This is a genomic window from Kosakonia sacchari SP1 (assembly GCF_000300455.3).
Taxonomy (GTDB): Bacteria; Pseudomonadota; Gammaproteobacteria; order Enterobacterales; family Enterobacteriaceae; genus Kosakonia; species Kosakonia sacchari.
In genome coordinates this window covers 3117921-3141161 of record NZ_CP007215.2, presented here as the reverse complement: position 1 = coordinate 3141161, position 23241 = coordinate 3117921, and the positions used below count along the sequence as shown (strand labels likewise).

Annotated in this window: 18 protein-coding genes; 15 read left to right on the top strand and 3 right to left on the bottom strand. The window is 53.6% G+C overall.

Features of this window, described 5'->3' with window-relative positions:
- The first annotated feature begins 8 nt into the window (after positions 1-8).
- The 8 genes from ihfB to C813_RS37780 all read left to right on the top strand — a co-directional run bounded on the left by ihfB (position 9) and on the right by C813_RS37780 (position 8817).
- Positions 9-293, top strand: coding sequence for an integration host factor subunit beta (gene ihfB / locus C813_RS37815; protein WP_007374142.1), 285 nt, complete (start codon positions 9-11; stop codon positions 291-293).
- Between the two features lie 216 nt (positions 294-509).
- The gene (locus C813_RS37810) at positions 510-2774 is read left to right on the top strand and encodes a ComEC family protein (protein ID WP_017456189.1); all 2265 of its coding nucleotides are present in this window, start codon (positions 510-512) and stop codon (positions 2772-2774) included.
- 36 nt (positions 2775-2810) lie between these two features.
- The gene (gene msbA, locus C813_RS37805) at positions 2811-4559 is read left to right on the top strand and encodes a lipid A ABC transporter ATP-binding protein/permease MsbA (protein WP_017456190.1); all 1749 of its coding nucleotides are present in this window, start codon (positions 2811-2813) and stop codon (positions 4557-4559) included.
- Positions 4556-5533 (top strand): tetraacyldisaccharide 4'-kinase, encoded by a 978-nt coding sequence (gene lpxK / locus C813_RS37800; RefSeq protein WP_017456191.1) that lies wholly within the window; start codon positions 4556-4558, stop codon positions 5531-5533. Before msbA ends, lpxK begins: the two co-directional genes overlap by 4 nt.
- A 45-nt stretch (positions 5534-5578) precedes the next feature.
- Positions 5579-6808: a winged helix-turn-helix domain-containing protein gene (locus C813_RS37795; RefSeq protein ID WP_017456192.1), complete on the top strand. Its 1230-nt coding sequence runs from the start codon at positions 5579-5581 to the stop codon at positions 6806-6808.
- A 53-nt stretch (positions 6809-6861) separates the two neighbouring features.
- On the top strand, positions 6862-7044 hold the full coding sequence (locus tag C813_RS37790) for a Trm112 family protein (protein WP_017456193.1): 183 nt from the start codon (positions 6862-6864) through the stop codon (positions 7042-7044).
- Positions 7041-7787, top strand: coding sequence for a 3-deoxy-manno-octulosonate cytidylyltransferase (kdsB, locus tag C813_RS37785; protein ID WP_017456194.1), 747 nt, complete (start codon positions 7041-7043; stop codon positions 7785-7787). The genes C813_RS37790 and kdsB overlap by 4 nt, the downstream gene beginning before the upstream one ends.
- A 136-nt stretch (positions 7788-7923) precedes the next feature.
- Positions 7924-8817, top strand: coding sequence for a YcbJ family phosphotransferase (locus C813_RS37780; protein WP_017456195.1), 894 nt, complete (start codon positions 7924-7926; stop codon positions 8815-8817).
- Here C813_RS37780 and elyC read toward each other — a convergent pair.
- On the bottom strand, positions 8794-9573 hold the full coding sequence (gene elyC / locus C813_RS37775) for an envelope biogenesis factor ElyC (protein ID WP_025263670.1): 780 nt from the start codon (positions 9571-9573) through the stop codon (positions 8794-8796). The two genes, C813_RS37780 and elyC, sit on opposite strands and share 24 nt — an antisense overlap.
- Before the next feature lie 118 nt (positions 9574-9691).
- Between elyC and cmoM the strand changes: the two genes are divergently transcribed.
- From cmoM to C813_RS37740, 7 genes are all read left to right on the top strand, one after another.
- Entirely contained in the window at positions 9692-10486 is a 795-nt protein-coding gene (cmoM, locus tag C813_RS37770; RefSeq protein WP_017456197.1) for a tRNA uridine 5-oxyacetic acid(34) methyltransferase CmoM, read from the top strand.
- The gene (gene mukF / locus C813_RS37765) at positions 10479-11801 is read left to right on the top strand and encodes a chromosome partition protein MukF (RefSeq protein ID WP_017456198.1); all 1323 of its coding nucleotides are present in this window, start codon (positions 10479-10481) and stop codon (positions 11799-11801) included. The genes cmoM and mukF overlap by 8 nt, the downstream gene beginning before the upstream one ends.
- Positions 11782-12486 (top strand): chromosome partition protein MukE, encoded by a 705-nt coding sequence (mukE, locus tag C813_RS37760; RefSeq protein ID WP_017456199.1) that lies wholly within the window; start codon positions 11782-11784, stop codon positions 12484-12486. The genes mukF and mukE overlap by 20 nt, the downstream gene beginning before the upstream one ends.
- Complete coding sequence (gene mukB / locus C813_RS37755) at positions 12486-16934, top strand: chromosome partition protein MukB (protein WP_017456200.1); 4449 nt, start codon at positions 12486-12488, stop codon at positions 16932-16934. Before mukE ends, mukB begins: the two co-directional genes overlap by 1 nt.
- Positions 16935-17118: 184 nt before the next feature.
- The gene (gene ldtD, locus C813_RS37750; RefSeq protein WP_017456201.1) at positions 17119-18921 is read left to right on the top strand and encodes a L,D-transpeptidase; all 1803 of its coding nucleotides are present in this window, start codon (positions 17119-17121) and stop codon (positions 18919-18921) included.
- Between the two features lie 188 nt (positions 18922-19109).
- The gene (locus C813_RS37745) at positions 19110-19658 is read left to right on the top strand and encodes a YcbK family protein (protein WP_017456202.1); all 549 of its coding nucleotides are present in this window, start codon (positions 19110-19112) and stop codon (positions 19656-19658) included.
- Positions 19659-19684: 26 nt separating this feature from the next.
- Positions 19685-20332, top strand: a complete 648-nt coding sequence (locus C813_RS37740; protein ID WP_017456203.1) for an MBL fold metallo-hydrolase — start codon at positions 19685-19687, stop codon at positions 20330-20332.
- Positions 20333-20377: 45 nt separating this feature from the next.
- On the opposite strand, the gene C813_RS37735 is transcribed toward C813_RS37740, so the two are convergent.
- Together C813_RS37735 and ompF are read right to left on the bottom strand one after the other, a co-directional pair.
- Entirely contained in the window at positions 20378-21568 is a 1191-nt protein-coding gene (locus tag C813_RS37735; protein ID WP_017456204.1) for an amino acid aminotransferase, read from the bottom strand.
- Between the two features lie 187 nt (positions 21569-21755).
- On the bottom strand, positions 21756-22889 hold the full coding sequence (gene ompF / locus C813_RS37730; RefSeq protein WP_017456205.1) for a porin OmpF: 1134 nt from the start codon (positions 22887-22889) through the stop codon (positions 21756-21758).
- Positions 22890-23241: the final 352 nt, after the last annotated feature.

Below are 23241 nucleotides of genomic sequence, written 5' to 3'. Positions count from 1 at the left end.
GAGGAATCATGACCAAGTCAGAATTGATTGAAAGACTTGCAAGCCAGCAGTCGCATATTCCGGCTAAAGCTGTGGAAGATGCTGTAAAAGAGATGCTGGAGCATATGGCCTCTACTCTTGCCCAGGGCGAGCGCATTGAGATCCGCGGTTTCGGCAGTTTTTCCCTGCACTATCGTGCACCTCGCACCGGGCGTAACCCGAAAACAGGCGATAAAGTGGATCTGGAAGGAAAATACGTTCCGCACTTTAAACCGGGTAAAGAATTACGCGACCGCGCCAATATTTATGAGTAATTTTTAGCTACACGCTGAAATTAACTTTGACGAAAAAAGCACCTGTAGGTGCTTTTTTTGTTTCTCTGACCTCTTCATTTCTGAAGCTGCTTCGCACAATTTTGCAGATGTCCTGCAAGTGCGTCGAAAGCACCCAGCCTGCACCGCAAAACGGTTATTACAAACGGAAAACACTGGCGACAGCGGGCATACTCTCCACGCAACAAGGAGGTATGCATGACATTACCGGCATTAGCGATATGCCTCATAATTGGGATTTTGCCATTACAGTGGATGCCTTCACTACCATCCACACGATGTGTGTGGTTTCTCATTGCCATAGGATGTCTATTCGCGTGTTTTCGACCTCGTCTATTTCGATACAGCGCAGTCACATTACTTGCATTCGCATGGGGAGTGCTGGCAGCAATGCAGGCTGTCTGGCCTGCCGGGCACATAGCTGGTGCGACTCACCAGGCTGAAGTGGTAATTACCGATACGGATCATATGACACGGCATTGGGGAAAAATCACTCGTCTGGATGGTAAGCGCTTGTTGCCATCACCAGGAATAAGCCTCTATGGCCAGTATTTGCCTGAGCCAGTTTGTACCGGGCAGCGATGGACAATGACGATTAGAGCACGTGCCGTCCACGGGCAATTGAATGATGGTGGTTTCGATACGCAGCGTTATGCAATGGCTTCCCACCTGCCGCTGAGTGGCCGTTTTATTGATGCCCGCCTGACCGAACCCCAGTGCACATGGCGCGCGCGCTACCTGCAATCATTAACCGAAACACTGACTAAATACCCCTGGCAGCAGGTGATACTGGCGTTAGGGATGGGCGAGCGCACAACGCTGGATGCCAGTGTTAAAGAGATCATGCGGCAGACCGGTACGGCGCATTTGATGGCGATATCAGGGTTACATATTGCTCTGGCGGCAATGTTGGGATGGCTGATTGTTCGTGGTGTGCAATGTTTCTTTCCCGGCGGCTGGATTAGCTGGCGTTTACCCTTGCTTATTGGCGTAGGGTTTGCAGTAAGTTACGCCTGGCTGACCGGGCTACAACCGCCTGCATTGCGTACCGCTATTTCTCTTAGCGTCTGGGCCGCGTTACGGCTATCCGGGCGATTGTGGTCACCCTGGCAGGTATGGCTTTGTTGTATTGCCGCTATCTTATTCACCGATCCCCTTGCCGTGCTATCAACCAGTCTGTGGTTGTCTGCTTTCGCAGTAGCCGCGCTGCTGTTTTGGTATCAATGGCTACCGGCCTCTACAAAACAACATACCTGGCTGGTCCAGAGCAGTATTAATTTGCTTCATTTACAAGTGGGGATGACCTTATTACTGCTCCCTGTGCAGTTGTCAATTTTCCACGGTATAAGCCTGAGCTCGTTAGCGGCAAATTTGCTGGCCATCCCGTTGGTGACTTTTATTACCGTACCGCTCATTTTACTGGGAATGTTGCTGCACCTGGTTGGCCCTGCAACGGGGGAATTGGCTTGCTGGTACCTTGCAGATAAGACACTGGATTTCCTGTTTGCTTTTCTGCATTGGCTACCTGCCGGATGGCTTAATGTGGATATGCGCTGGCAATGGCTGTCCTGGTTGCCGTGGCTGGAGCTAATTTTCTGGCGTTTGCATTTATGGCGGAGCATCCCGGCGCTTTGTCTGGCATGCCTGACATTGCTTACTCTGCCGTTCTGGCGCACAGAACGGCAAGGGGAGTGGGCGGTGCATATGCTGGACGTGGGGCAGGGCCTGGCAATGGTAATTGAACGTAATGGTAAAGCAATTCTTTATGATACAGGTGTTGCGTGGCCCGGCGGCGATAGTGGGCGGCAGCTAATTATTCCATGGCTGCGTTGGCATGCTTTACAGCCTGAAGGCATTATTCTGAGTCATGAACATTTGGATCATCGTGGTGGACTGGACTCACTGATGAATGCCTGGCCGCAATTATGGATTCGTAGCCCGCTGGGGTGGGCTGCTCACCAACCATGCTTTCGCGGTCAGCAGTGGCAATGGCAGGGGCTAACATTTACCGTTCATTGGCCGCTAAGCGATGTCGAGGCCAAAGGTAACAACCGTTCTTGTGTAGTCAGAGTCGATGACGGTCAACACAGCTTCTTGCTCACAGGGGATATTGAAGCGTCGGGGGAGATGGCGATGCTGAGCCACTATTGGACGCATTTGCAGTCTACACTAGTGCAGGTGCCTCACCATGGAAGCAATAGTTCATCATCGCTGCCCTTTGTGCAGCGAATTGGCGGCGAGGCTGCGTTGGCCTCGGCGTCGCGTTACAACGCGTGGCGGTTCCCCTCGAAAAAGGTGATTGATCGCTACCGTGAGCAGGGATATCGCTGGTACGACACGCCGCATCAAGGGCAGTTAACGGTATCGTTTTCGCCACAGGGCTGGGAAATCCATAGCTTACGAGATCAACTTTTACCGCGTTGGTATCATCAGTGGTTTGGCGTCCCCAGTGATAACGGGTAGAATATGCGGCTATTTCAACAAGTGCTGGTTTTTTGAATGCATAACGACAAAGATCTCTCCACGTGGCAGACATTCCGCCGATTATGGCCAACTATTGCGCCTTTCAAAGCGGGTCTGATCGTGTCGGGGATAGCGTTAATCCTCAACGCAGCCAGCGATACCTTTATGCTATCGCTGCTCAAACCATTACTGGATGATGGTTTTGGTAAAACCGACCGCTCTGTGCTGCTGTGGATGCCGCTGGTGGTTATTGGGTTGATGATCCTGCGTGGTATCACCAGCTACATCTCCAGTTACTGCATTTCCTGGGTTTCCGGAAAAGTGGTGATGACCATGCGTCGTCGCCTGTTTAGCCATATGATGGGCATGCCGGTCTCATTCTTTGATAAGCAATCCACCGGTACTTTACTTTCGCGTATTACCTATGATTCTGAACAGGTTGCTTCTTCTTCCTCCGGCGCGTTAATTACCGTCGTGCGTGAAGGGGCTTCGATCATTGGCCTGTTTATCATGATGTTCTGGTACAGCTGGCAGCTCTCTTTGATCCTGATTGTGCTGGCGCCGATCGTTTCGATAGCGATTCGTGTGGTTTCCAAACGCTTTCGCAACATCAGTAAAAATATGCAAAACACGATGGGCCAGGTGACCACCAGTGCGGAGCAGATGCTGAAAGGACATAAAGAAGTGCTGATGTTTGGCGGCCAGGAAGTCGAAACCAGCCGTTTTGATAAAGTCAGCAATAAGATGCGTTTACAGGGCATGAAAATGGTCTCGGCATCGTCTATTTCCGATCCTGTTATCCAGCTTATTGCGTCACTGGCGCTGGCGTTTGTGCTGTATGCCGCCAGTTTTCCAAGCGTAATGTCCACCTTGAGTGCGGGTACTATCACCGTTGTCTTTTCATCAATGATCGCGCTTATGCGCCCATTGAAATCCCTGACCAACGTCAATGCTCAGTTCCAGCGTGGTATGGCGGCTTGCCAGACACTGTTTGCGATTCTGGATAGCGAGCAAGAAAAAGACGAAGGCACGCGTGTGATTGAACGTGCGCGTGGCGATATTGAGTTTCGCAACGTGACTTTCACCTATCCGGGGCGTGAAACGCCAGCATTGCGCAATATCAACCTGACGATTCCGGCGGGCAAAACCGTCGCCCTGGTGGGGCGTTCCGGTTCGGGTAAGTCGACGCTGGCAAGCCTGATCACGCGTTTTTATGATGTCGATGAAGGGCAAATCCTGATGGATGGCCACGACTTGCGCGAATATAAGCTCACTTCGCTGCGTGACCAGGTTGCGTTGGTATCGCAAAACGTACATCTGTTTAATGATACGGTTGCCAATAACATTGCTTATGCACGTACCGAAGAGTACAGCCGCGAAGAGATTGAGCAAGCAGCGAAAATGGCCTATGCCTACGATTTTATCAATAAGATGGATGAGGGGCTGGATACGATAATAGGGGAAAATGGCGTGCTGCTTTCAGGCGGTCAACGCCAGCGTATCGCGATTGCCCGTGCGCTGCTGCGCGATAGCCCGATCCTCATTCTTGATGAAGCGACCTCGGCCTTGGATACCGAATCTGAACGTGCCATTCAGGCCGCACTGAACGAGCTGCAAAAGAACCGTACCTCACTGGTTATTGCTCACCGTTTGTCGACCATCGAACAGGCCGATGAAATTGTGGTGGTGGAAGATGGACGTATCGTTGAACGCGGCACCCACGCGGATTTGCTGGAACAACGTGGTGTCTATGCTCAACTTCACAAAATGCAGTTTGGCGAATGATTGCACGCATCTGGTCGGGTGAATCTCCCCTGTGGTTACTGTTGCTACCGCTCTCCTGGCTCTACGGCCTGGTGAGCGGTGCTATTCGTTTCGCCTACCGCATTGGTTTAAAAAAATCGTGGCGTGCGCCCGTTCCTGTTGTAGTTGTCGGCAATCTGACGGCAGGAGGCAACGGTAAGACGCCCGTTGTTATCTGGTTGGTGGAGCAACTACAGCAGCGTGGCATCCGTGTTGGTGTGGTGTCGCGTGGTTACGGCGGTAAAGCGGAGCGTTATCCGCTCGTGCTGACATCTGAAACCTCTACGGCCCAGGCGGGGGATGAACCGGTTCTGATTTATCAACGTACTGGCGCGCCGGTTGCGGTTTCCCCCGTCAGAAGTGACGCCGTCAGTGCGATCCTTGCGCTATACCCGGTACAACTGATCATTACGGATGATGGTTTGCAGCATTATAAGCTGGCGCGGGATAAGGAAATTGTCGTTGTTGATGGCGTCAGGCGTTTTGGTAATGGCTGGTGGTTGCCCGCAGGGCCGATGCGCGAGCGGGCGTCGCGTTTAAAAAGTGTGGATGCCATCATTACTAACGGCGGTGTAGCCAGAGCGGGAGAGATCCCAATGCGCTTGCGGCCTGGGCTGGCGGTTAATATGCTTACCGGCGAACGCCGTGACGTTCACACACTGCTCAATATCGTTGCGATGGCAGGGATCGGTCATCCACCGCGTTTTTTTGCTACTCTCACCGAGTGCGGAGCGACGCTGCAAAAAACGGTGGCGCTTGCCGATCATCAGGTGTTAACGCTGCATGATGTTAAGCCACTGGTGAAACCAGGGCAAACACTGGTGATGACCGAAAAAGACGCAGTTAAGTGTCGGTCGTTTGCTGAGGATAACTGGTGGTATTTGCCTGTAGACGCGCAGCTTGAGGGCGAGCAGGCGCAAGAATTACTGCAGGAATTGTTCACTCTGGCGCGCTGACGGTGGTCGCATCGGCTGCGCCCTGTTACTTAAACAGGAACTCCCATGTCCGTGCCGCAACTTTCTCTGACTGCTGCTCGTCATCTGCACCTCGCAGCCCAGGGGCTATTACGTAAACCTTCCCGTCGGGCAAAACCGGACAATATTCTCTCCACTATTCAGCGCATGTCGCTGCTGCAAATTGACACCATTAATATTGTTGCCCGCAGCCCTTATCTGGTGCTTTTTAGCCGCCTTGGGCACTACCCCCAGCACTGGCTTGATGATGCGCTACGCAACGGTGATTTGATGGAGTATTGGGCGCATGAAGCCTGCTTTCTGCCGCGCGAGGATTTTGCGCTGGTGCGCCATCGCATGCTGGCACCAGATCAAATGGGCTGGAAGTATCGCGAAGCGTGGATGCAGGAACATGCGGCGGAAATTGAGCAGCTCATTGCACATATTGAGCAAAATGGCCCGGTGCGTTCGGCTGATTTTGAACATCCACGTAAAGGTACCAGCGGCTGGTGGGAATGGAAGCCGCATAAGCGGCATCTGGAAGGGCTATTTACGGCCGGAAAAGTGATGGTGGTGGAACGTCGCAATTTCCAGCGTGTTTATGATTTAACGCAGCGGGTTGTGCCGCACTGGGATGATGCTCGCGACCTGCTGTCGCAGGATGCGGCGGAGTATCAGATGCTGGAAAACAGCGCCCGCAGTTTAGGGCTGTTTCGTGCGCAGTGGCTGGCGGATTACTATCGCTTACGGAAAGTGGCATTACCGTTAGTGCTGGAGAAGATGCAGGACGCAGGCACCATTTATCCCGTCAATGTCGAAAACATTGGTCCGGCCTGGCTGCATGCCTCTTTATTACCGCAGCTTGAACAGGCGCAGGCTGGCAAACTTGCCGCTACTCACAGCGCGGTGCTTTCACCGTTTGATCCGGTGGTATGGGATCGTAAGCGAGCCGAGCAACTGTTCGATTTTAGCTACCGTCTGGAGTGCTATACCCCAGCCCCTAAACGGCAATTTGGCTATTTTGTGTTGCCATTATTGCATCGTGGGCGACTGGTGGGGCGTATGGATGCAAAAATGCACCGTAAAGCGGGCATGCTGGAGATTATTGCGATGTATCTGGAAGATGGCGTTAAACCCGGGCATTCGCTGGAAAAGGGGCTGTTAGGTGCCATTACCGAGTTTGCCCGTTGGCAGGGAGCTCTGCGGATTACGTTCTCGCGATTGCCCGAGGGGTTATTTGCCGCATGCCGCGCCGGGCTGGAAATAGACGCGGCGTAAGAAATGAATATGATAAGCTTAAACCGTTAATTATCGGTGTATCAGGAGGAAAGATGGATCACCGTTTACTTGAAATTATTGCCTGCCCGGTGTGTAACGGCAAACTGAATTACACCCAGGATAAACAAGAGTTAATCTGCAAAATCGACAGCCTCGCCTATCCGGTGCGGGAAGGTATTCCGGTATTACTGGAAACCGAAGCACGTTCATTAACTGCCGAAGAGAGCCGGCCATGAGTTTCGTTGTTATTATTCCCGCGCGTTATGCTTCCACACGCTTGCCTGGCAAACCTTTAGTCGATATTAACGGTAAGCCCATGGTGGTGCATGTGCTTGAGCGCGCTCGTGAATCCGGTGCTGAGCGTATTATCGTGGCGACGGACAACGAAGAGGTGATGCATGCAGTACAGGCGGTTGGCGGTGAAGTCTGTATGACCCGCGCCGATCATCAGTCCGGAACGGAACGCCTTGCTGAAGTCGTGGAAAAATGCGGTTTCAGTGACGATACCGTCATCGTCAATGTGCAGGGTGACGAGCCCATGATCCCGCCAGCGATTATTCGCCAGGTGGCAGAAAACCTCGCCGCGCGTGATGTGGGAATGGCAACGCTGGCGGTACCCATTCACAGTGCGGAAGAGGCATTCAACCCGAACGCGGTGAAAGTGGTCATGGACGCCGAAGGTTACGCGCTCTACTTCTCCCGCGCCACGATCCCCTGGGATCGCGATCGTTTCGCACAATCTCGTGAGACGATTGGCGATACATTCCTGCGTCATATCGGCATTTATGGCTATCGCGCCGGTTTTATCCGCCGTTATGTCAGCTGGCAAACCAGCCCGCTTGAGCAGATAGAGATGCTGGAGCAACTGCGTGTGCTCTGGTACGGCGAGAAAATCCACGTTGCTGTTGCCAGTGTGGTGCCGGGTACCGGTGTGGATACTCCTGAAGATTTGGCGCGCGTCCGTCAGGAGTTGCGTTAATCCTTCCATCCCCTCCACTCGGAGGGGATTTGCCGCTTGCTGGCGAAATTCTCATGCTGTTTTGATCTCATCTGGATGACATCTGTGCTATCGGCGCTCATTATAAAAGCAGTCATCTTTGTGAGGGCAATCTGCTATGGAACAACTGCGCGCTGAACTGAGTCATCTGTTGGGTGAAAAACTGAGTCGCATGGAGTGCGTCAGCGAAAAGCCGGATTCCGCACTCTGGTCGCTGTATGACAGTCAGGGAAATCCGATGCCGCTGCTGGCACGAAGTTTTTCAACCCCTGGCATTGCGCGCCAGTTAGCCTGGAAGATATCAATGCTGGCGCGCGGCGGGGCTGTTCGCATGCCGGTTGTTTACGGCGTCATGACGCACGAAGAGCACCCGGGGCCGGATGTACTGCTCATCGAACGCTTACGCGGCGTACCGGTTGAAGCGCCAGCGCGCACCCCTGAGCGCTGGGAGCAACTCAAAGACCAAATCGTTGAGGCGCTGCTTTTCTGGCACCGCCAGGATAGCCACGGTTGTGTTGGCACCGTTGACAGTACCCAGGAAAATATCTGGCCTTCCTGGTATCGCCAGCGCGTGGAAGTGCTGTGGACCACGCTCAACCAGTATCACAACACCGGGTTGACGATGCAGGATAAGCGCGTGCTGTTTCGTACTCGCGAGTGCCTACCCGCGTTGTTTGAGGGTTTTAACGATAACTGCGTGCTGGTGCATGGCAGTTTTAACCTGCGCAGTATGTTGAAAGACGCCCGCAGCGACCAGTTACTGGCAATGGTTGGGCCTGGCATAATGCTCTGGGCGCCGCGCGAATATGAACTGTTCAGGCTGGTGGACGGTGCGCAGGCAGAAGGATTGCTCTGGCATTATCTTCAGCGCGCGCCGGTGGCGGAATCCTTTCTGTGGCGGCGCTGGCTCTACCTGTTATGGGATGAAGTGGCGCAGTTGGTGAATACCGGACGGTTTAACCGCGCTAACTTCGATCTTGCCTCAAAATCACTGCTCCCCTGGCTGGTCTGAACTGCCTTTCAACCACTGCCAGAGACGCCCTAACGTTTCATAACCCACCCGGTCGCTGTGCATCAGCCACACCGGGGAGGGGATAATGCGTTCCCACGGATTAAGCGGAGAGGCAATTGCCAGCTGGTTTGCCGGCGCGGGCAATGGATGCAGGCCAGCATGCTGGAAGAAAATCATGGCGCGTGGCAGATGAGACGCCGAGGTCACCAGCAGGAAAGGCGCATCACCAATCGCCTGTTTAACCGCAAGCGCTTCCCGCTCGGTATCTTTCGGTTGATCCAGCGTCATGATGGCGCTACGCGGTACGCCCAGGCTTTCAGCGACACGCGCACCCGCTTCCGCCGTGCTGACCGGGTTGGTTTGCGCCGCCGCACCGGTAAAAATGATTTTCGAACCGGGGTTGGCCTGCCACAGACGAATGCCCTCCGTCAGGCGCGGCAGGCTGTTATTAATCAGGTTTGAACTCGGCGCCCACGCGTCGTTCCAGGTATAACCGCCGCCGAGAATCACAATGTATTTTACCTGTTGAGTACCGCGCCAGGTGGGGTAGGTGTCTTCGATCGGTTGTAAAAAGCGATCGGCTACGGGCTGCATGCTCGACAGCAATAAAACCAGCCATCCGACGCTGATAAGAACTTTGCCGGTTTTCTGCCAGCGGCTAAACCAGATCAGAGCAATGCCCAGCCCGATCAGCAAAAGCAAAAAAGGCAGAGGCAGCATCAGGCCGCCGATGTATTTTTTAAGGGTAAAAAGCACCGTCTCCGTCTCCTTTTTGACCATATAGCAGGCCTTTTGCGCCGATCTTACACCAGATGGGTTCATTATCGGCACGGCTGTGACAAAATAGCGGTTTTGCCAGGAGCGTGGAGCACCCATGAAGGATCGCAATTTCGACGATATTGCCGAGAAGTTCTCGCGCAACATCTACGGCACGACGAAAGGTCAACTGCGTCAGGCGATTCTGTGGCAGGATCTTGATGCCCTGTTGACCCGGATGGGCAACGAGCCATTGCGCGTGCTGGATGCTGGTGGCGGGGAAGGCCAGACGGCGATTCGCATGGCGCAGCTAGGCCATCATGTCACGCTCTGTGATGTGTCGAAAGCGATGATCGCGCGTGCTCAGGCGGCGGCCGAAGAGAAAGGTGTGAGCGGTAACATGCATTTTATACAATGCGCCGTTCAGGACGTTGCTCAGCATTTGGAATCGCCGGTTGATCTGATATTGTTCCATGCTGTGCTGGAGTGGGTCGCAGAACCGGTTCCTGTACTGCAAATATTGTGGTCAGTGCTGCGCCCCGGCGGTGCGTTGTCATTAATGTTTTACAATGCCGACGGCTTGCTGATGCACAATATGGTGGCAGGAAATTTTGACTATGTGAAAGTCGGTATGCCGAAGCGCAAAAAACGTACCCTTTCCCCGGATTTTCCGCGTGCTCCTGCGGATGTTTATGGCTGGCTCGAACAGATTGGCTGGCAGGTAACGGGCAAAACGGGTGTGCGCGTGTTTCACGATTATCTGCGCGAAAAACATCAGCAGCATGACTGCTTTGACGCGCTACTCGAACTGGAAACACGCTATTGCCGCCAGGAACCCTATATTAGCCTTGGCCGCTATATTCACGTGACCGCGCTTAAGCCGCAAATCGATGAAAGGACAAACGATGAGTGAATTTTCCCAGACAGTCCCCGAACTGGTTGCCTGGGCCAGGAAAAATGATTTCTCCATCTCGCTGCCGGTCGACAGGCTCTCTTTTTTGCTGGCCATCGCCACGCTCAATGGCGAGCGTCTGGATGGGGAAATGAACGAAGGTGAACTGGTAGACGCCTTTCGTCATGTGAGTGATGCGTTTGAGCAAACCAGTGAAACCATTGCCCAGCGTGCCAATAACGCCATTAACGACCTGGTGCGCCAGCGTTTGTTAAATCGCTTTACCAGTGAGCTGGTGGAGGGCAATGCCATCTACCGTCTGACGCCGCTGGGCATTGGCATTACTGACTACTACATTCGCCAGCGCGAGTTCTCCACGCTGCGTCTTTCTATGCAGCTTTCCATTGTGGCCAGCGAGTTAAAACGCGCCGCAGACGCGGCACAGGAAGGCGGAGACGAATTTCACTGGCATCGCAATGTTTATGCGCCGCTGAAATACTCGGTCGCGGAGATTTTTGACAGCATCGATCTGACTCAACGCCTAATGGATGAACAGCAGCAACAAGTCAAAGATGATATTGCACAACTGCTGAATAAAGACTGGCGTGCGGCCATCTCCAGTTGTGAATTGCTGCTGTCTGAAACCTCCGGTACGTTACGCGAACTGCAGGATACGCTCGATGCCGCCGGGGATAAGTTGCAGACTAACCTGTTGAGCATTCAGGATGCGACCCTTGGGCGCGATGATCTTGAATTCCTCGATCAACTGGTCTTCAACCTGCAAAGTAAGCTGGATCGTATTGTGAGCTGGGGTCAGCAGGCCATCGATCTGTGGATTGGTTACGATCGCCACGTACACAAATTTATCCGTACCGCTATCGATATGGATAAGAACCGCGTCTTTGCTCAGCGTTTGCGTCAGTCGGTACAATCCTATTTCGATGCGCCGTGGGCGTTAACCTACGCCAGCGCCGACAGGCTGCTGGACATGCGTGATGAAGAGATGGCGCTGCGTGATGAAGAAGTCACAGGTGAGTTGCCGCCGGATCTGGAGTACGAAGAATTTAACGAAATCCGCGAGCAACTGGCGGCGCTTATTGAGCAGCAACTGGCAATATATAAGACCAAAGGTGTACCGCTGGATCTCGGCCTGGTGGCGCGCGAGTATCTGGCGCAATATCCGCGCGTTCGTCATTTCGACATTGCGCGCATCGTGGTTGATCAGGCGGTACGTCTTGGCGTAGCGCAAGCAGATTTCACCGGACTGCCGCCGAAGTGGCAGCCGATTAATGATTACGGAGCCAAGGTACAGGCGCATGTCATCGACAAATATTGAACAAGTGATGCCGGTTAAACTGGCACAGGCGTTGGCTAACTCTCTGTTTCCGGCACTGGACAGCGCATTGCGCTCAGGGCGACATATCGGCCTCGACGAGCTGGACAATCACGCATTTTTAATGGATTTCCAGGAGTATCTGGAAGAGTTTTACGCGCGCTATAACGTTGAGCTGATCCGCGCACCGGAGGGGTTTTTCTATCTGCGTCCGCGCTCCACCACGCTTATCCCGCGTTCGGTGCTCTCCGAGCTGGATATGATGGTGGGCAAAATTCTTTGCTATCTCTACCTCAGCCCGGAACGTCTGGCGAATGAAGGGATCTTCACCCAACAAGAACTGTACGACGAGCTGATGTCGCTGGCGGATGAAGCGAAGTTGCTGAAGCTGGTAAATAACCGTTCTACCGGTTCCGATCTTGACCGACAAAAACTGCAGGAAAAGGTGCGCTCCTCGCTGAACCGCCTGCGCCGTCTCGGCATGATCTGGTTTATGGGTAACGACAGCAGCAAGTTTCGTATCACTGAATCCGTATTCCGCTTTGGCGCCGATGTGCGTTCGGGCGATGATGCGCGTGAAGCGCAGCTGCGCATGATCCGCGACGGTGAAGCGATGCCTGTCGAAAACCATCTGCAGCTCAATGATGAGCCTGAAGATAATCAGCCGGATAGCTCGGAGGAAGAGTAATGATTGATCGCGGTAAATTTCGTTCGCTGACGCTGATTAACTGGAACGGCTTTTTTGCCCGTACGTTTGACCTTGATGAGCTGGTGACGACGCTCTCCGGGGGCAACGGTGCCGGCAAATCGACCACAATGGCCGCTTTTGTTACGGCATTGATCCCGGATTTGACGCTGCTGCACTTCCGTAACACCACCGAAGCGGGCGCGACCTCAGGGTCTCGTGATAAAGGCCTGCACGGTAAGTTGAAAGCCGGTGTCTGTTATTCGGTGCTGGATGTCATCAACTCGCGCCATCAGCGCGTGCTGGTGGGGGTGCGTTTGCAACAGGTCGCGGGTCGCGATCGCAAAGTGGATATCAAACCGTTTGCTATTCAGGGCTTGCCGACCTCGATGCTGCCGACGCAGCTGCTGACGGAAACGCTGAATGAGCGGCAGGCGCGCGTACTTTCACTGCAAGAAGTGAAAGACAAGCTGGATACGATGGAAGGGGTGCAGTTCAAGCAGTTCAACTCCATCACCGATTACCACGCGCTAATGTTTGACTTAGGGATTGTCGCGCGTCGTTTGCGTTCGGCCTCCGATCGCAGCAAGTTCTATCGCCTCATTGAAGCCTCGCTGTACGGCGGGATCTCCAGCGCCATTACGCGTTCGCTGCGCGACTATTTGCTGCCGGAAAACAGCGGCGTGCGCAAAGCGTTCCAGGATATGGAAGCGGCACTGCGTGAAAACCGCATGACGCTGGAAGCGATTCGCGTGACTCAGTCGGATCGCGACCTGTTTAAGCATCTTATCAGCGAAGCCACCAATTATGTGGCGGCAGACTATATGCGCCACGCCAACGAACGGCGGGTGCATCTGGACAAAGCGCTCGAGTTTCGTCGCGATCTGTTTACCTCGCGCCAGCAACTGGCGGCAGAGCAATATAAGCATGTCGATATGGCGCGCGAACTCTCCGAACATAGCGGTGCGGAAGGGGACCTGGAGGCCGACTACCAGGCTGCCAGCGATCACCTGAATCTGGTGCAAACCGCGCTGCGCCAGCAGGAAAAAATCGAGCGCTACGAAGCGGATCTCGACGAACTGCAAGTTCGTCTTGAAGAGCAGCATGAAGTGGTTGCCGAAGCCGCCGAGCGTCAGGAAGAGAACGAGGCCCGCGCCGAAGCCGCCGAGCTTGAAGTAGATGAACTGAAAAGCCAGCTTGCCGATTACCAGCAAGCGCTGGATGTCCAGCAAACTCGCGCCATTCAGTACAACCAGGCATTGCAGGCGTTGCAGCGCGCGAAAGAGCTGTGTCAGCTGCCGGATTTGACGCCGGAAAGCGCCGACGAATGGCTGGAAACTTTCCAGGCGAAAGAGCAGGAAGCGACGGAAAAACTGCTGTCGCTGGATCAGAAATTAAGCGTGGCGCAAACCGCGCATAGTCAGTTTGAGCAGGCGTACCAATTAGTAGCTGCGATCAATGGCCCACTGGCGCGTAACGAAGCCTGGGATGTGGCGCGCGAGCTGCTGCGTGATGGCGTTAATCAACGCCATCTGGCCGAGCAGGTGCAGCCGCTGCGTATGCGCCTGAATGAACTGGAACAGCGTCTGCGTGAGCAGCAGGATGCCGAGCGTTTGCTGGCTGAGTTCTGCAAGCGTCAGGGCAAACAGTATGACGCAGAAGATCTTGAAACGCTGCACCAGGAACTGGAAGCGCAAATCGCCGCCCTCTCTGACAACGTTTCCGCCGCTGGTGAGCAGCGCATGGCGATGCGTCAGGAACTGGAACAGTTACAGTCTCGTATTCAATCGCTGACCAAACGTGCGCCGGTATGGCTGGCGGCGCAGAGCAATCTGACGCAACTGTGTGAGCAAAGCGGTGAGCAGTTCGAGTCCGGGCAGGACGTGACAGAGTATCTGCAACAACTGCTTGAGCGTGAGCGTGAAGCCATCGTTGAGCGCGATGAAGTGGGCGCGCGTAAACGTGCTGTCGATGATGAAATCGAACGTTTAAGCCAGCCTGGCGGTGCCGAAGATGGCCGTCTCAGTGCGCTGGCGGAGCGTTTTGGCGGTGTACTGCTGTCGGAAATCTATGACGATGTCAGCATTGACGATGCGCCGTATTACTCCGCGCTATACGGGCCATCGCGTCATGCGATTGTGGTGCCGGATCTGTCGCAGGTCGCCGAAATGCTGGAAGGTCTGGAAGACTGCCCGGAAGATCTCTATCTGATCGAAGGGGACCCGCAATCCTTCGATGACAGCGTGTTTAGTGTTGATGAGCTGGAAAAAGCGGTTGTGGTGAAAATCGCCGATCGCCAGTGGCGTTATTCACGCTTCCCGACGCTGCCGCTGTTTGGCCGCGCGGCGCGTGAAAGCCGTATCGAAAGCCTGCATGCAGAGCGTGAAGCGCTGGCGGAGCGTTTTGCCACGCTCTCTTTTGATGTGCAGAAAACGCAGCGCCTGCATCAGGCATTCAGCCGCTTTATCGGTAGCCACCTGGCGGTGGCATTTGAGGACGATCCGGAAGCGGAAATTCGCACGCTCAGCAGCCGCCGTGGCGAGCTGGAGCGCGCAATCAGCAACCATGAAAATGACAACCAGCAAAACCGCGTGCAGTTTGAACAGGCGAAAGAGGGCGTTGCCCAGCTTAACCGCTTGCTGCCGCGCATCAATTTGCTGGCTGACGATACCCTTGCCGATCGCGTGGATGAAATTCAGGAGCGTCTGGATGAAGCGCAGGAAGCGGCGCGGTTTATCCAACAGTTTGGCAACCAACTGGCGAAACTTGAACCGGTTGTTTCCGTACTGCAAAGCGATCCGGAGCAGTTTGAACAGTTAAAAGCGGATTACGCCACCTCGCAGCAGGTACAGCGTGATGCCCGCCAACAAGCTTTCGCCCTGGCGGAAGTGGTACAGCGCCGTGCGCACTTCAGCTACTCCGATGCCGCTGAAATGTTTAACGGTAATAACGATCTCAACGAAAAACTGCGCCAGCGCCTGGAACAGGCAGAAGCGGAACGCACCAAAGCGCGTGAAGCGATGCGTAGCCATGCCGCGCAATACAGCCAGTACAACCAGGTACTGGCTTCGCTGAAGAGTTCGTTCGATACCAAAAAAGAGTTGCTCAACGATCTGCAAAAAGAGCTGCAGGATATTGGCGTTCGCGCCGACAGCGGCGCAGAAGAGCGGGCGCGTATCCGTCGTGACGAGCTGCATGCGCAGCTCTCCGGCAACCGCGCACGCCGTAACCAGCTGGAAAAAGCCATCACCTTCTGCGAAGCGGAGATGGATAACCTGACGCGTAAATTGCGCCGTCTGGAACGCGATTACCATGAAATGCGTGAACAGGTGGTTACCGCGAAAGCAGGATGGTGCGCGGTGATGCGCATGGTGAAAGACAGCGGTGTTGAACGCCGTCTGCACCGCCGCGAGCTGGCCTACCTTTCTGCCGATGAATTACGCTCGATGTCGGATAAGGCGCTCGGTGCTCTGCGTCCGGCAGTTGCGGATAACGAACATTTACGCGATGTGCTGCGTCTCTCGGAAGATCCGAAACGCCCTGAGCGCAAAATCCAGTTCTTTGTCGCGGTGTACCAGCATCTGCGTGAGCGTATCCGCCAGGATATTATTCGTACCGATGATCCGGTTGAAGCCATCGAACAGATGGAGATCGAGCTTAGCCGCCTGACGGAAGAGTTGACGTCCCGTGAACAGAAGCTGGCGATCAGCTCGCGCAGTGTGGCGAATATTATTCGCAAAACCATTCAGCGCGAGCAGAACCGTATCCGTATGCTGAACCAGGGGCTGCAAAGCGTCTCTTTCGGCCAGGTGAACAGCGTGCGCCTGAATGTGAATGTGCGGGAAACCCATGCCACATTGTTGACGGTGCTTTCTGAACAGCACGAGCAGCATCAGGATCTGTTTAACAGCAGCCGCCTGACTTTCTCGGAGGCGCTGGCAAAACTGTATCAGCGTCTGAACCCGCAAATCGATATGGGGCAGCGCACGCCGCAAACCATCGGCGAAGAGTTGCTGGACTACCGTAACTATCTTGAGATGGAAGTGGAAGTTAACCGTGGCTCCGATGGCTGGCTGCGTGCGGAATCCGGTGCGCTATCGACCGGTGAAGCGATTGGTACCGGGATGTCGATTCTGGTGATGGTGGTACAAAGTTGGGAAGATGAAGCGCGTCGCCTGCGCGGCAAGGATATCTCCCCATGCCGCTTGCTGTTCCTTGATGAAGCTGCGCGTCTGGACGCCCGCTCTATCGCTACGCTGTTTGAGCTGTGCGAACGTCTGGAAATGCAGCTCATTATCGCGGCACCGGAAAATATCAGCCCGGAAAAAGGCACCACCTACAAGCTGGTTCGTAAAGTCGTGCAAAATCATGAGCATGTGCATGTTGTCGGTCTGCGTGGTTTTGCCGCGCAACTGCCGGAAACGCTTCCCGGCACGGCGGATGCATCGTAAATCAGCCTCATGCGAAAGGGCGACAGCAATGTCGCCCTTTTTGTTTGCGGAAAGCTATTGCCAGCCCGCGTTTAATCTTTAAACTTCTTTACATTAGGTAAGGCAAATGCTTTTTTGTCTTTATATACTGAGAGAAAGGTGACGAATTCGTCACGAGCAATGTAAGAGAAACAGGGGGCAAGGGATGTTGCTTAAGAAGTCGTATGGTCGTCGAATGTCGGCGCTGAGTTTATGCCTGGCATTCGCATTCGCTCCACTGTTTACTGTGCAGGCCGATGAGCCTGAAATCGTGCCTGTGGATAGCTCGGCGACGCCAGGTGAGCAGCCAACTGTGCTGCCGCAGCCGCAAGAACAGTCGCCTGCGACGGCGATGTTGATCGGCGTTAAATCTTTCCCGTCCGGCGTTTCCGTTGCCGATGTGCGCACACAACTTCAGTCACAATTACCTGCCAACTGGACGCCGGTCTATATGGATCAGCTCGCTGCGTTGTATGCTGCGCGTGGGCAGAAACCGATGTGGGATAACCGCGACGCGGTACAGGCGTTTCAGCAGCAACTGGCTGAAGTGGCGATTGCAGGGTTTCAGCCACAATTCACTACCTGGGTTGAATTACTGACCGATCCGGCTGTTTCCGGCATGGCGCGCGATGTCGTGTTGTCTGACGCGATGCTGGGTTATTTGCACTTTGTTTCGGGGATTCAGTCAAAGGGGCAGCGCTGGCTTTATAGCGACAAACCTTATGCACTCGCAACGCCTGCCATTTCGGTCATTAACCAGTGGCAACTGGCGCTGGACAATGGATCTCTGACTGGTTTTATCGATCATCTGGCACCGCATCACCCGCAGTATGCTGCTATGCACCAGTCACTATTGGCGCTGGTGGGGGATTCGCGCCCGTGGCCGCAAATCACCAGTACGGTAACGTTGCGTCCGGGGCAGTGGAGCAATGATATTCCGGCGCTGCGTGAGATCCTGCAGCGCACCGGTATGCTGGATGGCGGACCAAATATTGCCTTACCTGGTGATAACGTCGCTGTCAGCCCTTCAGCTCAGCACGTGAAAAAAGCGTCGCAGACGCGCGCGGCATATGACCGACAGCTGGTGGAAGCGGTCAAACGCTTCCAGTCATGGCAAGGGTTGCATGCGGATGGCGTGATTGGTCAGGGCACGCGTGACTGGCTGAACGTGAGCCCTTCACAGCGTGCCGGATTGCTGGCGCTGAATATCCAGCGCTTGCGTTTGCTGCCGGGTACACTTTCGACCGGCATTATGGTCAATATTCCTGAATATTCGCTGGTTTATTACCTCAACGGTAACCAGGTGCTGGCCTCACGGGTGATCGTGGGCCGCCCGGACCGCAAAACGCCGATGATGAGCAGCGCGCTGAACAACGTGGTGGTTAACCCGCCGTGGAACGTGCCGCCAACGCTGGCGCGTAAGGATATTCTACCGAAGGTATGGAACGATCCGACTTACCTTGAGCGCCACGGCTACACCGTATTGCGAGGATGGAATAGTAAGGAAGCGATTGACCCGTATATGGTTGACTGGGCGACCATAACGCCCGCGAACTTACCGTTCCGTTTCCAGCAGGCTCCCGGTGCACAGAATTCGCTGGGACGCTATAAGTTCAATATGCCGAGCTCGGATGCTATCTATCTGCATGACACGCCGAACCACAATCTGTTCCAGAAAGAGGCGCGGGCATTGAGCTCGGGCTGCGTACGCGTCAACAAAGCCTCTGAGCTCGCTAATATGCTGTTGCAGGATGCGGGATGGAACGACACGCGGATTTCGGATGCGCTAAAACAGGGAGATACGCGTTATGTCAATATTCGTCATGATATCCCGGTCAATCTCTATTACCTGACTGCCTTTGTCGGTGCTGACGGGCGGACGCAGTATCGCACAGATATTTACAATTATGATCTGACGGCGCGATCGGGTGCACAAATCTTATCGAAAGCTGAACAATTAATCAGATAAATGAAGCAGTTTCAGTCAGCGTGTTGTCGTAATAACTGGTAGAAAATGGGCTCTGGAGGCTACAGAGCCCGTATTTACTGGGATGAGGCAGCCTTGACGTGGTGTTTGTAGCCCGGTAAGGTGCCTCTCGTGCGCTATAAGAGTGCATAAATTTTGTTCAACATTGCTTATCTGTAGAATTTATTATCATGGATAAATTTGACGCTAATCGCCGCAAACTGCTGGCGTTGGGTGGGGTCGCACTCGGTGCTGCCATCTTACCAACACCGGCTTTTGCCACCCTTTCCACGCCACGACCGCGTATTTTGACGCTGAGCAATCTTAATACCGGTGAATCTATTAAAGCTGAGTTCTTCGATGGCAGGGGCTATATTCAGGATGAATTAGCAAAACTTAATCATTTTTTCCGTGATTACCGCGCGAATAAAATTAAAACCATCGATCCTCGTTTGTTCGACCATCTTTTCCGTTTGCAAGGGCTGCTGGGAACACGCAAGCCGGTGCAACTGATCTCCGGTTACCGTTCTGTTGATACCAACAATGAACTACGCGCGCACAGCCGCGGTGTGGCGAAACAGAGCTATCACACCAAAGGTCAGGCTATGGATTTCCATATTGAAGGGATTTCGCTGAGTAATATTCGCAAAGCCGCGTTATCTCTGCGTGCAGGTGGTGTAGGATACTACCCCAGCAGCAACTTTGTGCATATTGATACCGGGCCGGTAAGGCACTGGTAAAACTCAGGCTGAGCTACAGGAGCAGTATGAACTATCGTATTATTCCGGTTACCGCGTTCTCCCAGAATTGTTCGCTTATCTGGTGTGAGCAGACCCAACTTGCCGCCGTGGTCGATCCCGGTGGTGACGCCGAACGGATTATTCAGGAAGTGGACGCTTCTGGCATGACCCTCACGCAGATCCTGCTTACACATGGTCACCTTGATCATGTTGGCGCGGCAGCCGAACTGGCACAGCATTATGGTGTGCCGATTATCGGCCCGGAAAAAGAAGACGAGTTCTGGCTGCAAGGCCTGCCGGCACAAAGCCGGATGTTTGGTCTGGAGGAGTGTCAGCCGCTGACGCCCGATCGTTGGTTAAGTGAAGGCGACAGCGTAACGGTGGGGAAAATAACGCTGCAGGTATTGCACTGTCCCGGTCATACGCCGGGGCACATTGTGTTTTTCGACGCACAATCCCGCTTGCTGATTTCCGGCGACGTGATTTTTAAAGGCGGCGTGGGGCGCAGCGATTTCCCGAAAGGCAACCATGGGCAATTGATTGATTCCATCAAGCGCAAATTGTTGCCACTGGGCGATGATGTTACTTTCCTTCCCGGACATGGCCCGATGTCTACGCTGGGCAATGAGCGGTTGCACAATCCGTTCCTGCAAGATGAATTACCGGTCTGGTAAATAAAAAAGGGTCGCTTCGGCGACCCTTTTTGTTACTGCCGTAACTTACAGTACGGCAACGATAGCTTCGCACAGTGGTGACATATTATCCGGCGTCATGCCTGCGACGTTAATGCGTCCTGAAGCAACCGCGTAGATACCAAACTCTTCACGCAAGCGCAGCACCTGCTCTTTGGTCAGGCCGCTGAATGAGAACATACCGTTCTGTTTGGTGATAAAGCTGAAATCGCGGTTAGCCCCTTTCTCCTGCAAGGTGTTAACAAACAGCAGGCGCATACGCTGAATGCGCTGACGCATGTCCGTTAACTCTTGCTCCCAAATGGCACGCAGAGCCTCGTTACTGAGAATGGTTGCAACCACGGAAGCGCCGTGCGCTGGCGGGTTAGAGTAGTTGGCACGAATAACGGCTTTCATCTGGCTGAATGCGCGATCGGCGCTTTCCGCGTCCGCGCTCACCAATGTGCAGGCACCGACGCGTTCATTGTACAGACCAAAGTTTTTCGAGAACGAACTGGCAACCAGCAGCTCTTTATGCAGCGCAGCAAACGCGCGTAATCCTTCAGCATCTTCTTCGAGACCTCGAGCAAAGCCCTGGTAAGCGAAGTCGAACAGCGGCAGCCAGCCTTTTTCAACGGACAGTTTCGCCAGTGTTTCCCACTGTTCCAGCGTTGGATCGATACCTGTCGGGTTATGGCAGCAGCCGTGGAACAGCACCACGTCGCCAGCCTGGGCGTTATTCAGGCTTGCCAGCAAACCGTCGAAGTCCAGCGCATGGTTTTGCGCGTCGTAGTAAGCGTACTCACACACTTCCAGACCGGCTGAATTAAACACGCCTTTGTGGTTCGGCCAGCTCGGGTTGCTCACCCAAACTCGTTTTGCAGAGGTGTTTTTGGCTAGGAAATCCGCCGCCACACGCAGGCCCCCCGTACCGCCAGGCGTTTGCGCGGTGCGCGCACGTTTGTCATTGATAATCGCGCTGCCTTTGCCGAACAGCAGTTCCTGAGTGCAACGGCCAAACTCAGGAATACCGTCGATACCGAGATAGTTCTTGGTGGTTTCATTTTCCAGCAGATAAAGCTCGGCTTTTTTAACGCTGGTCAGCACCGGGGTCTTGCCGGTTTCATCTTTATAGACACCGATGCCTAAGTTGATTTTATTGGGGCGTTCATCGGCGCGAAACAGATCGGCCAGACCCAGAATGGGGTCGGCAGGGGCGGCGGTTATATTCTCAAACATGACGAGGTTCCATTTTGATGACAGAAGGGAGATCCGCTATCAGGTTAACGGCTGACACAGGAATTGCCAACCGTTTGCGATAAAAAGCGCGATGCTTTTCAAAACTCATCGTGATTTATCTTGCAGGCATAAAAAAACAGGGCCAAAGGCCCTGTTTGATATGCATATAACAGTCGAGGGTGACTGATTAGAACTGGTAAACGATACCCACTGCTACGGTGTCGTCAGAACCTACACCCAGTTTGTTGTCTTTATCAATCTGGTTGATGATGTAGTCAACATAGGTAGACATGTTTTTGTTGAAGTAGTAGGTTGCACCAACTTCAACATAGTTGATGTAATCTTCGCTACCGATACCTTCAACATCTTTCGCTTTAGATTTGTAGTAAGCGATGGACGGACGCAGACCGAAGTCGAACTGGTACTGTGCAACGACGGAGAAGTCCTGAGTTTTGTTCAGGTAACCGTTAGACTTAGCGGTGTCTCCAGGCAGAGTTGTTTTCAGACGGGTCGCGTTGCGAGTTTCACCGTACAGTGCCGCCAGGTAGATGTTGTTAGCATCGTATTTGATACCGGTTGCCCACTGCTCAGCTTTCTCGCCTGTTGTACCGTAGGTTGTCAGAGCTTGCTGAGTATTGGTACGATCCGCTGCGCCGTATGCACCAACGATACCAAAACCTTCAAAGTCATAGCTTACAGAAGTCGCCCAGCCGTCGCCGTTGGAACGAGTAATGTCATCTGCAGAATCTGTCAGTGATGTAGCACGCTCGTTTTTACCCAGGTACTGAACGCCGAAGTTCAGACCATCAACCAGGCCGAAGAAGTTGTGGTTACGGTAAGTCGCCAGACCGCCGTTACGGCTGGAGAAGAAGTTATCGCTGTTCGCGGTATCACCACCAAACTCTGGCAGCATATCGGTTACACCGATTGCATCGTATACCAGACCGTAGTTACGACCATAGTCGAAAGAACCGAAATCGCCGAATTTCAGACCAGCAAATGCCAGACGAGTTTTGTTACCGCTTTGAGCATCGGTACCACCTTCAGAGTTGTTACCCTGGAAGTTGTACTCCCACTGGCCGTAACCGGTCAGTTGGTCGTTGATTTTGGTTTCGCCTTTGAAGCCCAGACGTGCATAAGTCTGGTCGCCGTTGCCGCCGTAGCTGTTGGCACCGTTGTCTTTAGAGAAGTAGTGCAGACCTACAGCTTTACCGTAGATGTCTACTTTGTTGCCGTCTTTGTTGTAGATTTCTGCAGCGTTAGCTGCACCGGCTGCCAGCAGAGCAGGGATAACCACTGCCAGAATATTGCGCTTCATCATTATTTATTACCCTCATTGGTTTTTTTGAACACCTGCCACTGCCGCCAATAAATTCCGTCAAAAAAAATTTACGGAACTATCGATGAGAGTTTGGTGTCTTTCTGTGTCTGAAAGGCATCTTTCCAAACATAACAACGTTTCGCTACCCTGAAAGTGCTACAAATGTCTTAAAGCAGTAACAAAAAGAAATATTGTGTAAGATTTTGTGTATTTCGGGGAACTTTGTGAACCATCTCAAAGTTCAGCACTGGGCGCTGGTTTAATGAGCGACATCATTGCTATTTATATGAATTACTTATATTTAATTAAGCTAAAGGCTTTTCTTATCCGCTAAACGCTCGTGCCGTGTGTT

What these genes read in the sequence shown, in the direction of transcription:
- ihfB (WP_007374142.1), top strand. Translation starts at nt 9, where the DNA reads ATGACCAAGTCAGAATTGATTGAAAGACTTGCAAGCCAGCAGTCGCAT.
- C813_RS37810 (WP_017456189.1), top strand. Translation starts at nt 510, where the DNA reads ATGACATTACCGGCATTAGCGATATGCCTCATAATTGGGATTTTGCCA.
- msbA (WP_017456190.1), top strand. Translation starts at nt 2,811, where the DNA reads ATGCATAACGACAAAGATCTCTCCACGTGGCAGACATTCCGCCGATTA.
- lpxK (WP_017456191.1), top strand. Translation starts at nt 4,556, where the DNA reads ATGATTGCACGCATCTGGTCGGGTGAATCTCCCCTGTGGTTACTGTTG.
- C813_RS37795 (WP_017456192.1), top strand. Translation starts at nt 5,579, where the DNA reads ATGTCCGTGCCGCAACTTTCTCTGACTGCTGCTCGTCATCTGCACCTC.
- C813_RS37790 (WP_017456193.1), top strand. Translation starts at nt 6,862, where the DNA reads ATGGATCACCGTTTACTTGAAATTATTGCCTGCCCGGTGTGTAACGGC.
- kdsB (WP_017456194.1), top strand. Translation starts at nt 7,041, where the DNA reads ATGAGTTTCGTTGTTATTATTCCCGCGCGTTATGCTTCCACACGCTTG.
- C813_RS37780 (WP_017456195.1), top strand. Translation starts at nt 7,924, where the DNA reads ATGGAACAACTGCGCGCTGAACTGAGTCATCTGTTGGGTGAAAAACTG.
- cmoM (WP_017456197.1), top strand. Translation starts at nt 9,692, where the DNA reads ATGAAGGATCGCAATTTCGACGATATTGCCGAGAAGTTCTCGCGCAAC.
- mukF (WP_017456198.1), top strand. Translation starts at nt 10,479, where the DNA reads ATGAGTGAATTTTCCCAGACAGTCCCCGAACTGGTTGCCTGGGCCAGG.
- mukE (WP_017456199.1), top strand. Translation starts at nt 11,782, where the DNA reads ATGTCATCGACAAATATTGAACAAGTGATGCCGGTTAAACTGGCACAG.
- mukB (WP_017456200.1), top strand. Translation starts at nt 12,486, where the DNA reads ATGATTGATCGCGGTAAATTTCGTTCGCTGACGCTGATTAACTGGAAC.
- ldtD (WP_017456201.1), top strand. Translation starts at nt 17,119, where the DNA reads ATGTTGCTTAAGAAGTCGTATGGTCGTCGAATGTCGGCGCTGAGTTTA.
- C813_RS37745 (WP_017456202.1), top strand. Translation starts at nt 19,110, where the DNA reads ATGGATAAATTTGACGCTAATCGCCGCAAACTGCTGGCGTTGGGTGGG.
- C813_RS37740 (WP_017456203.1), top strand. Translation starts at nt 19,685, where the DNA reads ATGAACTATCGTATTATTCCGGTTACCGCGTTCTCCCAGAATTGTTCG.
- C813_RS37735 (WP_017456204.1), bottom strand. Translation starts at nt 21,568, where the DNA reads ATGTTTGAGAATATAACCGCCGCCCCTGCCGACCCCATTCTGGGTCTG.
- ompF (WP_017456205.1), bottom strand. Translation starts at nt 22,889, where the DNA reads ATGATGAAGCGCAATATTCTGGCAGTGGTTATCCCTGCTCTGCTGGCA.